This window comes from Martelella mediterranea, assembly GCF_021021415.1.
Taxonomy (GTDB): domain Bacteria; phylum Pseudomonadota; class Alphaproteobacteria; order Rhizobiales; family Rhizobiaceae; genus Martelella; species Martelella mediterranea_C.
The window spans coordinates 206,352-219,220 of sequence record NZ_JAINWJ010000005.1 but is presented as its reverse complement, the minus strand read 5'-3'; the positions used below and the strand labels follow the sequence as shown (position 1 = coordinate 219,220).

At 64.3% G+C, this 12,869-nt stretch carries 17 protein-coding genes and 1 pseudogene; 17 read left to right on the top strand and 1 reads right to left on the bottom strand.

Going from position 1 to position 12,869, the window contains the following annotated elements; all coding sequences use genetic code 11:
* Positions 1 to 14 precede the first annotated feature (14 nt).
* Positions 15 to 1,364 (bottom strand): substrate-binding protein, encoded by a 1,350-nt coding sequence (locus K7H91_RS04225; RefSeq protein WP_230718958.1) that lies wholly within the window; start codon positions 1,362 to 1,364, stop codon positions 15 to 17.
* A gap of 228 nt (positions 1,365 to 1,592) precedes the next feature.
* On the opposite strand from K7H91_RS04225, the gene K7H91_RS04220 reads away from it, so the two are divergent.
* From K7H91_RS04220 to K7H91_RS04140, 17 genes and pseudogenes are all read left to right on the top strand, one after another.
* Positions 1,593 to 2,066 carry a YcgN family cysteine cluster protein gene (locus K7H91_RS04220; protein WP_018066617.1) on the top strand — a complete coding sequence of 158 codons (474 nt, stop codon included), beginning with the start codon at positions 1,593 to 1,595 and terminating at the stop codon, positions 2,064 to 2,066.
* 321 nt (positions 2,067 to 2,387) lie between these two features.
* Positions 2,388 to 2,870 carry a hypothetical protein gene (locus tag K7H91_RS04215; protein WP_230718957.1) on the top strand — a complete coding sequence of 161 codons (483 nt, stop codon included), beginning with the start codon at positions 2,388 to 2,390 and terminating at the stop codon, positions 2,868 to 2,870.
* The gene (locus K7H91_RS04210; RefSeq protein ID WP_230718956.1) at positions 2,845 to 4,107 is read left to right on the top strand and encodes a DNA-packaging protein; all 1,263 of its coding nucleotides are present in this window, start codon (positions 2,845 to 2,847) and stop codon (positions 4,105 to 4,107) included. The genes K7H91_RS04215 and K7H91_RS04210 overlap by 26 nt, the downstream gene beginning before the upstream one ends.
* Positions 4,108 to 4,166: 59 nt before the next feature.
* Positions 4,167 to 4,484: a Dabb family protein gene (locus tag K7H91_RS04205; protein WP_230718955.1), complete on the top strand. Its 318-nt coding sequence runs from the start codon at positions 4,167 to 4,169 to the stop codon at positions 4,482 to 4,484.
* Positions 4,485 to 4,717: 233 nt separating this feature from the next.
* Positions 4,718 to 5,878, top strand: coding sequence for a phage portal protein (locus K7H91_RS04200; protein WP_230718954.1), 1,161 nt, complete (start codon positions 4,718 to 4,720; stop codon positions 5,876 to 5,878).
* Between the two features lie 29 nt (positions 5,879 to 5,907).
* Positions 5,908 to 6,594, top strand: a complete 687-nt coding sequence (locus K7H91_RS04195) for an HK97 family phage prohead protease (RefSeq protein ID WP_230718953.1) — start codon at positions 5,908 to 5,910, stop codon at positions 6,592 to 6,594.
* Between the two features lie 86 nt (positions 6,595 to 6,680).
* Positions 6,681 to 7,904, top strand: a complete 1,224-nt coding sequence (locus K7H91_RS04190) for a phage major capsid protein (RefSeq protein ID WP_230719019.1) — start codon at positions 6,681 to 6,683, stop codon at positions 7,902 to 7,904.
* Positions 7,905 to 8,001: 97 nt separating this feature from the next.
* Positions 8,002 to 8,568 (top strand): head-tail connector protein, encoded by a 567-nt coding sequence (locus K7H91_RS04185; RefSeq protein ID WP_230718952.1) that lies wholly within the window; start codon positions 8,002 to 8,004, stop codon positions 8,566 to 8,568.
* Positions 8,568 to 8,897, top strand: a complete 330-nt coding sequence (locus K7H91_RS04180; protein WP_230718951.1) for a phage head closure protein — start codon at positions 8,568 to 8,570, stop codon at positions 8,895 to 8,897. The genes K7H91_RS04185 and K7H91_RS04180 overlap by 1 nt, the downstream gene beginning before the upstream one ends.
* Positions 8,894 to 9,301, top strand: a complete 408-nt coding sequence (locus tag K7H91_RS04175) for a DUF3168 domain-containing protein (RefSeq protein WP_230718950.1) — start codon at positions 8,894 to 8,896, stop codon at positions 9,299 to 9,301. The genes K7H91_RS04180 and K7H91_RS04175 overlap by 4 nt, the downstream gene beginning before the upstream one ends.
* Before the next feature lie 34 nt (positions 9,302 to 9,335).
* Positions 9,336 to 9,746, top strand: a complete 411-nt coding sequence (locus tag K7H91_RS04170; protein WP_230718949.1) for a phage major tail protein, TP901-1 family — start codon at positions 9,336 to 9,338, stop codon at positions 9,744 to 9,746.
* A complete protein-coding gene (locus K7H91_RS04165) occupies positions 9,743 to 10,099 on the top strand; it encodes a gene transfer agent family protein (protein ID WP_230718948.1) in 357 nt (118 codons plus the stop codon). Before K7H91_RS04170 ends, K7H91_RS04165 begins: the two co-directional genes overlap by 4 nt.
* A 47-nt stretch (positions 10,100 to 10,146) precedes the next feature.
* Positions 10,147 to 10,314, top strand: a pseudogene (locus K7H91_RS04160) (rcc01693 family protein); the annotation flags it as partial.
* 9 nt (positions 10,315 to 10,323) lie between these two features.
* Positions 10,324 to 10,902 carry a phage tail tape measure protein gene (locus K7H91_RS04155; RefSeq protein WP_230718947.1) on the top strand — a complete coding sequence of 193 codons (579 nt, stop codon included), beginning with the start codon at positions 10,324 to 10,326 and terminating at the stop codon, positions 10,900 to 10,902.
* A 9-nt stretch (positions 10,903 to 10,911) separates the two neighbouring features.
* Positions 10,912 to 11,541: a DUF2460 domain-containing protein gene (locus K7H91_RS04150; RefSeq protein WP_230718946.1), complete on the top strand. Its 630-nt coding sequence runs from the start codon at positions 10,912 to 10,914 to the stop codon at positions 11,539 to 11,541.
* Entirely contained in the window at positions 11,538 to 12,428 is an 891-nt protein-coding gene (locus K7H91_RS04145; protein ID WP_230718945.1) for a DUF2163 domain-containing protein, read from the top strand. The genes K7H91_RS04150 and K7H91_RS04145 overlap by 4 nt, the downstream gene beginning before the upstream one ends.
* The gene (locus K7H91_RS04140) at positions 12,425 to 12,862 is read left to right on the top strand and encodes an NlpC/P60 family protein (RefSeq protein WP_230718944.1); all 438 of its coding nucleotides are present in this window, start codon (positions 12,425 to 12,427) and stop codon (positions 12,860 to 12,862) included. Before K7H91_RS04145 ends, K7H91_RS04140 begins: the two co-directional genes overlap by 4 nt.
* Positions 12,863 to 12,869: the final 7 nt, after the last annotated feature.

Genomic DNA, 12,869 nt, shown 5'->3' with positions numbered 1-12,869 from the left:
TCATCTGGCCGAGATCAGCACTGCTTGGCCGTATCGGGGCCGAGCTCGCCGCCGAAGATCGACGGGTCGTAATCGACCTGCGAGCGCGGCACGACTTCGACCACCTTGAGGAGGTCGTACTCGTTTTGCGGGTCCGGGTTACCGCGCACGACCAGGCAATCCTTCATGCACTGGTGGTCGGCGGCGCGGTAGAGCGTCGGGCCGTTGCCGAGGCCGTCGAATTCGAAACCCTCAAGCGCCTTGATGACTTCCGGCGCGAAGAAGGTGCCGGCGCGTTCCACGGCGTCGGCGTAGAGCAGGGCCTGAACGTAGCAGGTCTGGGCGGCCTGTGACGGCGGGAAGCCGTATTCCGCGCCGAAGGACTGGACGAAGGCCTTGGTGCCGTCATTGTCGAGCGACCACAGCCAGTTGGCGGAGCCGAGGATGTTTTCGGCGGCGGAGCCCGCGCCCTTGGCCATCAGGTCGGAGAACAGCGGCACGACGATTTCGAAGTTCTTGCCGTTGGCCTGCTTGTCCTTGAGGCCGAACTGGACGGCCTGGGTCAGCGAATTGACCATGTCGCCGCCATAGTGGTTGAGAATCAGGACATCCGCGCCGGAATTGAGAACCGGGGTGATGTACTGCGAGAAGTCGCCCGCGCCGACGGGGGTCTTGACCGTCTGGACGGTTTCCCAGCCGAGCGCCTCGGTGGCGTTCTTCATCGATTCTTCCTGGGTCCAGCCCCAGGTATAGTCGGCGGTGAGGTGATAGGCTCGGCGATCCGCACCGTATTCCTTCGCAAGCACCGGACCGAGCGCTTCGCCAGACTGGTAGGCGTTGAAGAAGTGGCGGAAGCCGTAGCGGCGCTTGTCCTTTCCGGTGGTGTCGTTGGAATGCGTCAGGCCGGCCATGAAGATGACGCCCATATCCTGGCAGAGGCTCTGCACGGCAATGGCGACGCCCGAGGACGAACCGCCGGTGATCATCACCGCACCGTCCTTTTCGATCATGCGCTTGGCGCCGTCACGGGCCGCGTCCGACTTGGTCTGGGTGTCGCCGGTGACGTAATCGACCTTCTTGCCGAGAATGCCGTTGCCCTTGAGCGTTTTCGAGGAGAAGGTCGACAGCATGCCGCCATCGCCTTCGCCGTTCAAGTGCTTGGCTGCAAGCTGGAGGGCCTTCAATTCGTCGAGGCCTTCATCGGCATAGGGGCCGGTCTGGGGCACGTTGAAGCCGAGCACGACATTGCTGCCGGTCGGCATGTTGCAGGACATCTTGTCCTGGGCATAGGCACCGCGGACGAAATGCATGGGTGTGGCGAGCGTGATGCCGGCGGCCGCGCCCGCTCTCAGCAGGCTGCGCCGGTTCATGATAAAGCGAGACATTCAGACTCCTCCCAAGTCGTGAAAAGGGCTGCGCTCTCCTCAGCGCAGAAGCGCTCTTCCTCCGGAGCGCATGGGTGGATGCTAGCAAGCGGGCAAATTGTCGCAATTGACCGATAGTGATAAGACCTTTGTTTAAGTCAGTAATTACTTACCTAATGTCCGGCACGATGCGGGTTGAAGCGCAACCGCGATGCGCGCATATAGGCGGTTCGGCGAAAAGGAAGAATAATGGCTGACAAGGCGGACGAACCTTTCTGGCGGGTGAAGCGGCTCGAGGAGATGGACAATCGCGAATGGGAAGCCCTTTGCGATGGTTGCGGGCTTTGCTGTCTCAACAAGCTGGAAGACTGGGAGACGGGGGAGGTGGCCTTCACCTCGGTCGCCTGCCGGCTGCTGGACGGGCATAGCTGCCAGTGTTCGGATTACGAGCACCGGCAGAAGACGGTGCCGGAATGCATTCAGCTCGACATGGAGGGCGTGCGGGAAATCCCCTGGCTGCCGCCGACCTGCGCCTATCGGCTGGTTCATGAGGGGCGCGATCTCTACTGGTGGCATTATCTGGTTTCCGGAGATCGCGAGACGGTGCATCAGGCCGGGATTTCGGCGCGCGACAAGACCATCAGCGAGATGAAGGTAGCGGTGGAGGATTACGAGGATTACCTGATAGAATGGCCGGTGCTGACGGGCGAGAAGACGGGATGAGACCTTCTCCCGGTATCACAAGATAAGAAAAAATACCTATCATAGGAAAATAATCCTTGACGGCGTAACGGTGCTTTGGTAGCTTCTGTCTACGGTCGGGAATTTGCGGGTTTGAACCCGCTTCGCCTTCCCGCCGGACTTAGCCGTCACTCAGACTGGAGCGGTTCCGCTTTTCCTCGTATCGGCGGAACCGCTCTATCTTTTTTGATCTTCTGCGAGCCGGTAACGGCTCCATCTGGAATTGTTGCCGCCCGGTCTCGACCGGGCTTTTTTTATGGTCGAACGGCGGGTCTCCCGAGGCGCGCCGGAAGGAGCTTCATTGTGGCTGACCATGAGTCATTCGATATCTCGCTGTTCGGGCTGTGGCCGCGCAATCCGCGTTACGAAGGTGGCGCCGGGCGAACGGAGGCGGGCTACCATTTCATCGAACCGAAGACGCGGCGCGGCGGCGGCGACGATGACATGCGGCTGCTTTTGAACGACCTGACGGCGGAGATGCGGGCGCAATTCACCTTCTTCAAGCGGCTGCGCATGCGGGCAGTGAAGCGGGGCGTCCAGGGGGATGATGGTGATGCGCGTGCCGAGGTGAAGGCGGCGACCGATGCGATCGCGCTGATCATCCGCACGCTGGAAAAGGCCGACGAGCTGCAGCGGCGGCTGGCGGCCAGCCGCAAGGACGAGGAAGAGCGCCAACTGAATTTCAGGGATTACGACAATGCCAAAGCCCATTTCCTCGACCTCATCGAAAAACGGGCCGAGGAACTGGCGGAACGAAAGCTTGCCGAACGCGAGCGCGCCGTCTGATCCGTTTCAATATGCAGCCTTTCTCGCCAAGGAGTGGCGGTTTCTGGCCCGGCCGGAGCAGTTGCCGCCGGCGCGAGACTGGCGGACATGGCTGCTGATGGGCGGGCGCGGCTCTGGCAAGACGCGGGCCGGTGCGGAATGGGTGCATGATCTGGCGATTGCCGATGGCGAGAAGAGCGAATTGCGGATCGCGCTGGTGGCGGAGACTTTGGGCGATGCCCGCGAGGTGATGATTGACGGTGTTTCCGGGATCTGCCGGATTGCCCGGCGAATGAAGCCGGATTTCGAGATTTCGCGCCGGCGGCTGGTGTGGCCGAACGGGGCGGTGGCCTATCTGTTTTCCTCCGAGGATCCGGAGGCGCTGCGCGGTCCGCAGTTTCACTTTGCCTGGTGTGATGAACTGGCGAAATGGCGCTATGGGCAGGAATGCTGGGACATGCTGCAATTCGGCCTGAGGCTCGGGCGCCTGCCGCGGCAGATGGTGACGACGACGCCGCGCGCGGTGCCGCTGTTGAAGCGGTTGATGGCGGAAGACGACACAGTGCTGACCCGGATTTCGACGGCGGACAACCGCGCCAATCTGGCGCCGGGCTTCATCAAGGCGCTGTCCAGCCGTTATGGCGGAACGCGGCTTGGACGGCAGGAGCTTGACGGCGAGCTGATCGAGGATCGCGAGGATGCGCTGTGGCGACGGTCAGATTTGGACGCGCTTGTTGCCCGCCGGGCGATGGCGTCCGGGCGGATTGTTGTGGCGGTTGACCCGCCTGCCGGGTCCGGGCGGAATTCGGTCTGCGGCATCGTGGTTGCGGGCGGGATGGAAAACGGCGGGGCGCTGGTGCTGGCCGACTGTTCTGTCGAAGGCGGCTCGCCGGCGCAATGGGCGCGCGCGGTGGTGGAGGCCTATCGCCGTTTCGACGCCGACCGGGTGGTGGCCGAAATCAACCAGGGCGGCGACATGGTGACGGCGATGCTGCGCAGCGTGGACGAACGGCTGCCGGTTTCGACCGTGCGGGCCAAGCGCGGCAAGTTTCTCCGCGCCGAGCCGGTGGCGGCCCTCTACGAGCAGGGCCGGGTACGCCATGCCGGCCATTTTGCCAGGCTCGTCGACCAGATGTGCGATTTCGGCCCGGACGGGCTGTCGGCGGGGCGGTCTCCCGACCGGCTGGATGCGCTGGTCTGGGCGCTGACGGCGCTGCTTCTGGAGGGCGACGGGATGCCGCGCGTGCGCGGCGTATAGCGACTTGCGCGCCGCAATCGCCCGTGCTAGCCGATCCCGGAACAGCGCAGAGGTCTGGCATGATACGACATATCGTTTTCTTTTCGGTTCCCGAAGGCGGGGACGCGGATGCGATCGAGACCGGGCTTTCGATGCTGACCGAAAACCCGCATGCAAGCGTGCTCGAAATCGGGCGCAATACCCGCAGCGATCTTTATGACGAACAGGTCGATTTCGTCGTCTATGGCGAGTTCGAGGATGAGGCGGCGTTGGCGGCCTATCGGGCTCATCCGATCTATCAGAAATCGACGGCGACCGTGCGGCCGTTGCGCGAGATGCGGATGGCGGCGGATTATGATACCGACAAGGCGGTGAAGACATCGCGTTTTGTGGGGTAACTGTTGGGGCGCCGTCGTGCGGTGTTCCGGTGGGTTTTTCGCAGGGCTAGGTTCCCCCCTCACTGCCCCTTTCGGGGCATCTCTCCCCTCCGGGGCGAGAAGATTTGGGGGGCTGCGCGGTTGAGCCGGTGCGATAGTCGACATCCGATTGGGCGGCGTTTTTGCCGCTTCTGTATTTTTCAAAGCTCCGGTTTTCCGGGGCTTTTTTTGTTTTGAAAACAGAGAGGTGCGGCATGAAGATGCCCTTTCATCTGCCGGGGCGGCGTCCGGCGGACGTGGTTTCCGCGTCCGAGAAAAAGGCGACGCCGGTGACGCTTTCGGCGCTTTCGATCAGCGGAGAGGCGCGGTGGACGGGGCGTTCCTACGCCGCGCTGTCGCGCGAGGGGTTCATGCGGAACCCGGTGGCCCACCGCGCGGTGCGGCTGATCGCCGAGGCCGCGGCGGCGATGCCCTGGCAGCTTTTCGATGAGGGGGCGCTGGTCTCCGATCACCCGCTGCTTGCGCTTCTGAAGCGGCCGAACGGGCGGATGAGCGGGTCGGACTTTTTCGAGGCGCTGTTCGGTCATCTGCTGCTTTCCGGCAATGCCTATGTCGAGCCGATCCTGGTGGGCGAGACGCTGCGCGAGCTGCATTTGCTGCGGCCTGACCGGGTGCGGATCATCGAAGGGCGGGACGGGTGGCCGGAGGCCTATGAATACCGGATCGGCGCGCATGTAAGCCGGTTTGCGGCCGAGGGCGACGGGTTGACGGTGCTGCATATGCGGTTGTTCCACCCGCTCGACGATCATTCGGGACTTTCGCCGCTGGCGGCGGCGCAAATGGCGCTCGATCTGCACAACGCCTCGTCGGTCTGGAACAAGGCGCTGCTCGACAATTCCGCGCGACCTTCCGGCGCGCTGGTCTATCAGCCGAAGGATGGCGGGAACCTGACCGAGGAGCAGTATGAGCGGCTGAAGCAGGAGCTGGAGGAAGGCTATGCCGGGCCGATGCGCGCCGGCCGGCCGCTGCTGCTCGAAGGCGGTCTTGACTGGAAGGCGATGGGGCTGACGCCGCGCGACATGGACTTCACCGAGGCCCGCAATGGCGCGGCGCGGGATATCGCTCTCGCCATCGGCGTGCCGCCGATGATGCTCGGGATTCCAGGCGACAACACCTATTCCAACTACCAGGAAGCGAACCGCGCCTTCTACCGGCTGACGGTGCTGCCGCTGATTGCGCGCACCGCCGCGGCTCTGACGAGCTGGCTTGCGCCGGTTTATGGCACGGGGCTGAAGCTCGAGGTCGATCTCGACCAGGTCTCCGCCCTTTCGGCGGAGCGCGATGCGCTGTGGACCCGGGTGTCCGGCGCCGATTTTCTCTCCGACGAGGAGAAGCGCGAGGCTGTCGGCTACTGAAAAAGACCGGCGAATTTCAAGGAGTGGATATGGGCGAGAACACCATGCTGGCCGATGAACTGAAATATGCCGATCTGTCGCTGACCGACCTTGCGGGCGACGGTTCGTTTTCGGGCTATGCGAGCCTGTTCGGCGAGATCGATCTCGGCAAGGACATGATCGAGCGCGGGGCGTTTTCCCGCTCGCTGCAAAAGCGCGGCGCGGGCGGCGTACGGATGCTGTTCCAGCACGATCCCTGCGAACCGATCGGGACGTGGACGAAGATCCGCGAGGACGGGCGCGGGCTCTATGTCGAGGGCGTGCTTTCGGCCGATGTGGCGCGTGCCCGCGAGGTCCACGCGCTGATGAAGGCGGGCGGGCTCGACGGACTTTCGATCGGCTTCCAGACAGTGCGGGCGAGGACGGATGCGAAATCCGGCGTGCGCCGGGTGCTGGAGGCCGATCTGTGGGAGATATCGATCGTCACATTTCCGATGCTGCCATCGGCGCGGATCGCGAATGTGAAGCAGGCGGGCGATATCTTTCCGACAATCAGAGAATTCGAGCGATGGCTGACGCGGGATGCCGGCCTCTCCCGAAAGGCGGCGCGCCGGTTTCTGGCCGGCGGCTATGACGCGCTTGTTGGCAGGCAGGATGCGGCCAATGACGCAGACGGGGCGGATGATGACCGGCTTCTCGGCCTGCTGCGGCAGGCCAGCCGGATGATGACGCCCTGACATCCACGAACGGGCCGGGTGCCAGAGGCACCGCGCCCGCATTCCAATGAAAATTGCGAGAGGACAGGATTGTGACCATGTCTCAGATGAAGGTTGCGCCGGAGATCAAGAGCGCGCCGATCAACCAGGCTTTCGAAGACTTCATGTCGAGCTTCGAGGCCTTCAAGGAAGCCAATGACCGCAGGCTCGGTGAAATCGAGAGCAAGATGGGCGAGGATGCGGTGACCCGCGAGAAGGTCGACCGCATCAACCGCGCCATGGATGCCCAGTCGCGGTTGATCGACGAGATGCAGCTGAAGAAGGCGCGCCCGTCGCTCGGCCGTTCGAACGCTCTTGCGGCGAGCGAACACAAGGCGGCGTTCGAGAACTATATCCGTCGTGGCGACGAGCAGGGGCTGCGGGCCCTTGAGGCCAAGGCGATTTCGACGACCGAAAGCGATGGCGGCTATCTGGTGCCGGATGAGACCGATACCGAGATCGGCCGGCGGCTGACCGCGGTTTCGCCGATCCGGCAACTGGCGACGGTGCGCCAGGTTTCCGGTGCGGTGCTGAAGAAGCCGTTCATCGCTTCGGGCTTTACCGCCGGTTGGGTGGGCGAGATCGCCGACCGCGACCAGACCGCGACGCCGGATATTTCCGAGCTGTCCTTCCCGACGATGGAGCTTTACGCGATGCCGGCGGCGAGCGCCTCGCTGCTGGATGATGCGGCGGTGGATGTCGAGAGCTGGATCGCCAGCGAAATCGATATCGCCTTCGCCGAACAGGAGAGTGCGGCCTTCATCAACGGCAATACGACGACCATGCCGAAGGGTTTCCTGAGCTACACCAATGTGGCTGACAGCGCCTGGGAATGGGGCAAGATCGGCTATGTCGCCACGGGCGCGGATGGCGCGTTCAAGGCGGCCGATCCTTCCGACACGCTGATCGAGACGATCTATTCGCTGAAGGCGGCGCACCGTCAGAATGCCCAGTTCGTGATGAACCGGAAGACGCAGGGCACGATCCGCAAGTTCAAGGATGATGACGGCAATTATCTCTGGCAGCCGCCGGCCGGCCTCGGCCAGTCCGCCTCGCTCATGGGCTTCCCGGTGACCGAGGCCGAGGACATGCCGGATATCGCGACCGACGAGACGGCGATTGCCTTTGGCGATTTCGCCGCCGGCTATCTGGTGGTCGATCGCACCGGGGTCCGGGTTCTGCGCGATCCCTATTCGGCCAAGCCCTACGTGCTGTTCTACACCACCAAGCGCGTTGGCGGCGGGGTGCAGAACTTCGAGGCGATCAAGCTGATCAAGTTCGGCGAGGCGTGAGACGAATGGCCCCGGCAGGCTGCCGGGGCCGCAGCTTCAGATCAATCGGCCCCGGCGCTTGCGTCGGGGCTTTTTCGTTGCCGGAGGAGTTTTGACGATGAGCTATGCCCTGATAACGCCGCCGGCGGAAGAGCCGGTGAGCCTCAGCGAGGTCAAGGCGTTTCTGCGCCTAGATGGCAGCGAGGAAGATGATTTGGTGGCCGCGCTGATCGTGGCCGCGCGGGAATATCTGGAAAGCGTGAGCGGCCTTGCGCTGGTGACCCAGACGTGGCGGCTCTACCGCGATGCATGGCCTGCCAGCGGCATGATTTCGCTGGCGCATGGGCCCGTCCAGAGCGTCGATGCGGTGACCGCCTATGATGCCGATGGCGAAGCGACGGCGATAGCGCTCACCGGCGGACGGCTTGACGGCCGGGCGCGGCCGGCGCGGTTCTACCTGCCCGGCATGGGTGGATGGCGGGCCGGCGTCAACGGCATCGAGGTGGAGTTTACATCGGGTTTCGGAGCGGCGGCCGATGTGCCGGAGGTCGCCAGGCAGGCGATCCTGCGCCATGTCGCGCACATGTTCGTGTTCCGGGGCGCGATCGGGCCCGATCAGCAGCCGGCCGGAACGCCGGACGGTTATGACAGGCTGATTGCGCCGCTCAAGGCATGGAGGCTTTGATGCGCACACTTGATCCGGGGGCGTTTTCGGCCCGTCTCGATCTGATGGCCCCGATGTTTACCTCGGACGGGCAGGGCGGTGCGACGGAAAGCTGGTCCGAGGTCGCAAAGCTCTGGGCGCGGGTCGAACCGGTCTCGATTGCCTTCGATGAGGAGGCCAATGGCGAGGTTGTTCGCCTGACCCATGAAATCTGGATGCGGATGCGGTCGGATCTGGCGCCGGGGATGCGGCTCACGCGCGGCGGGCGGGCGTTCAGGATCAATGGCTGGCGCGATCCCGATGAGACCGGGCGCTATCTGGTCTGCCGATGCGAGGAGGTCGAGCCATGAGTTCACCCGAAAACGTGCTTCTTGCGGCAATCCATGCGGTGCTCTCCGGCGATGGCGAGCTGACGGGGTTGATCGGCGCGGATGCGATCTTCGACCGTTTGCTGAGCCGGCCACGACTGCCCGCCATCGTATTCGGAGAATGCGTCACCACCGATGTTTCGACGGTGGATGGCAAGCTGTTCGAGCATGCGCTGACGATCGAGATCTGGTCGGAGGCGCATGGGCGCAAGGCGCTGCAGGAGATCGAGGCCCGGGTGAGGGCGCTGCTCGACGATGCGGCGCTGTCGCTCTCCGGTGCGACGCTCGTCAATCTTGCGCATCGTTCGACCAGGGTGAAGCGGGTGACGCGGACCGGGTACTTTCTCGCCGAGATGCGCTTTCGCGCGGTGACCGAACCGGCGTGAGCCGCTGATTTTCAGACAGACAACGGAGAGTTCCATGACTGCCCAGAAAGGCAAGGACCTGCTTTTAAAGCTGCATAATGGCAGCACGTATGAAACCGTCGCCGGCCTGAGGTCGCGGCGGCTGGCGTTCAACGCCGAGACGGTGGACATTACCGATTCCGAAAGCGCCGGGCGGTGGCGCGAGCTGCTGGCCGGCGCGGGCGTGCAACGAGCGTCGATGACGGCTTCGGGCATCTTCAAGGACCAGGCATCCGACGAGACGGTGCGCGCGGCGTTTTTCTCCGCCGCGCTGGTTGAGGCGCAGATCGTGATTCCGGGGTTTGGCATTGTTGCCGGGCCGTTCCAGATCTCCGCGCTCGAATATAACGGCCAGCACAATGGCGAGGTTCAGTTCGAGATCGCGCTGGAATCGGGCGGGGCCGTGAGCTTCGGAGCGGCGGTATGAGCCGCGGCGGCAGCCGGGCCAACCGCCATCGCGGCGAGGTGGAAGCGGTGTTCGACGGCGAGCGGCGGATTCTCTGCCTGACGCTCGGGGCGCTGGCGGAGCTTGAGACTGCGTTTGCGGCAGACGGCCTGGCCGACCTCGGAAGCCGGCTTTCCTCGGGCGGGCTGAAGGCACGCGATCTGATCGCGATCATCGGCGCCGGGTTGCGCGGCGGCGGCAACGCGATCGATGACGAGGAGGTGGCCGCCATGGGCATGGAAGGCGGCGTCGCGGCCTATGCAAGCCTTGTCGGCGAACTCCTGACCGTGACGTTTACGGGAGGGGAGGCCTCGAAGGAGGCGGACCCTTCCTAGCCGCAGCGGCAGAGCCCCGACCTCCCGTCGCCGAACCGTTCCCCTGGCGGGCGGCGATTCATACCGGGCTCTGCACGCTGCGGCTTTCGCCGGACGCGTTCTGGGCGCTGTCGCCGATGGAATTCGCGGCGATGGCGGGCGCGTTCGCGCCGGCCGAGGGCTATCCGACGCGGGCGGCCCTCGACGATCTGATGACCCGCTTTCCCGACAGATGAGGACGTTTCATGGACATGGACGAGACGAGTATCGATGGCGCACGCGAGAGCGCCAGCGCGCTTTACGACGTACTGCTCGATCTGGAAACGCAATCCGACCGGTTTGCGGGCGCGCTGACCACGGCGTTGAAGGACGCAACGCTTGGCGGCAAGGGGTTGCAGACGGTGCTGGGCGATCTTGGGCGTCGGTTGAACGACCTGGCGCTGAACGCGGCGCTGAAGCCACTGGAGGGCGTGATCTCGAGCCAGATCGGGTCGCTGACAGGCGGGCTGGTGGAGGCCGTGGCCCATGCCAAGGGCGGGGTGCCGGGCAGGATCACGCCGTTTGCCGCCGGCGGCATCGTTTCGACGCCGACCTATTTCGGCATGAATGGCGGCCTGGGGCTGATGGGCGAGGCCGGCAGCGAGGCGATCCTGCCGCTGAAGCGCGGGGCCGATGGCTCGCTCGGGGTAGCCGCGGGCGGCGGCGGTGGCGCGCGGATTGTTTTCAACGTCTCGACGCCGGATGCGGAGAGCTTCCGCAAGAGCGAGGGGCAGGTCTCGGCGATGCTGGCGCGGGCGGTGCGCTCCGGTCAGCGCAATATTTGAGGAGCCGCGATGAGCACGAGTTTTCATGAGGTGCGGTTTCCGCTGCGCCTGTCACTCTCGGTAAGCGGCGGACCGGTGCGGCGCACCGATATCGTCAACCTCTCCAACGGCCACGAGTCGCGCAACCAGCGATGGCGGGATTCACGGCGGTCCTACGACGCGGGCTCGGCGGTGCGTTCGGTGGCCGATCTTTATGAGCTGATGGCGTTTTTCGAGGCGCGCGGCGGCCAGCTTTACGGGTTCCGGTTTCGCGATCCTGTCGATTTCAAATCCTGCGGGCCGCTTGCCGAGCCGGCAGCCGGCGACCAGTGGATCGCGACCGGGGACGGCGCGACGACGGGCTTTCAGCTGATCAAGACCTATGGCGATGGCGCGGCGTCCTGGACAAGGACGATCCGGAAGCCGGTGGCCGACAGCGTGAAGGTCTCGGTGGATGGCGTTGCCGCATCCGGTTTTTCCGTCGATGCGGCAAGCGGGATTGTGACGTTTGCGAGCCCGCCGGCGAACGGAGCCGCGATCTTTGCCGGGTACGAATTCGATGTGCCGGTGCGCTTCGATATCGACCGCATCGACATCAACATGAAGGCATTCAACGCGGGCAGCGTGCCATCGGTGCCGCTGGTGGAGGTGAAGCCATGAGGGATATTGAAGCGGGGCTTCTGGCCCATCTTGCCGCGGATGCGACCACTGTGTGCTCCTGCTGGCGGGTTGTGCTGAAGGACGGCACGGTCATGGGCTTTACCGAACATGATCACGATCTCCACTTCGCATCCACGACCTTTCTGGCGGCGAGCGGGTTTGCGGCGACGAACCTCGAGACGGAGGAGGGGCTTGCGGCCAGTACCAGCGAGGTCGCGGGCGGGTTTTCCAGCGCGGCGATCACCGAGGAAGCGCTGGTTGCCGGGCGGTATGACGGGGCGAAGGTGGAGGCCTATCTGGTCAACTGGCGCAACCCGTCAGAGCACCAGCGGATGTATGTGCACGAAATCGGCGAAGTGACCCGCGAGGGCGGTGGCTTTACGGCGGAGCTGCGGTCTGTGACGCACCGCCTGTCCCAGCCGCAGGGGCGCAGTTTCTCGCGCCGTTGTGATGCGGCGTTGGGAGACGGAAAATGCGGGTTTAACCTGGCCACGCCGGGGTTCACGGCGACCGGGACCGTTGTCGCGGTCGATAGCGATGCGCAACTGACGGTATCGGTCGGCGGAGAATTCGACGCGGGTTTCTTTTCGTTTGGCGTTCTGTCTTTCGAGAGCGGTGCGCTTGCTGGCACGAAAGCGGATATCGAGACCAATCAGGGGGCGGGCGGGTCGATGCGGCTGGAGCTCTGGCTTCCGCTGGAGGCGGCGCCGGAGATCGGCGATGCGGTGCGGCTGACGGCGGGCTGCGACAAGTCGTTTTCCACCTGCAAGGCGAAGTTCGGCAATCATCTCAATTTTCGCGGCTTTCCGCATGTTCCGGGCCCGGATTTTGCCTATTCCTATGTGAATGGCGAGAGCGAGCATGACGGCCGGGCACTCTACAAATGACGGCGCTTGGCGACGCGGCCGTGGCAGCGGCCGAAAAATGGCTCGGGACGCCCTATCGCCACCAGGCGAGCGAGTGCGGGCTTGGGTGCGATTGCCTCGGGCTGATACGCGGCGTCTGGCGGGAGCTCTATGGTTCGGCCCCTGAGCCGGCAACGCCCTATGCCGCTGATTGGGCGGAGCGTAGCAACGAGGAGCGGCTGCTTGACGCGGCGTTTCGCCATTGCGGACCGGCGGTCGCGATCGACGAGATGCAGCCGGGCGATATTCTTCTGTTTCGCTGGCGGGCGCAGTTTTCGGCCAAGCATGCCGGTATCTTGTGCGGTCCCGACCATTTCATCCATGCCTATGAACAGGCCGGTGTAATCCGCTCCGCCCTTGTTCCGGCATGGCGGCGCAAGGTCGCAGGCGTATTCCGCTTTCCCGATCGAGATTGAGGTTTCA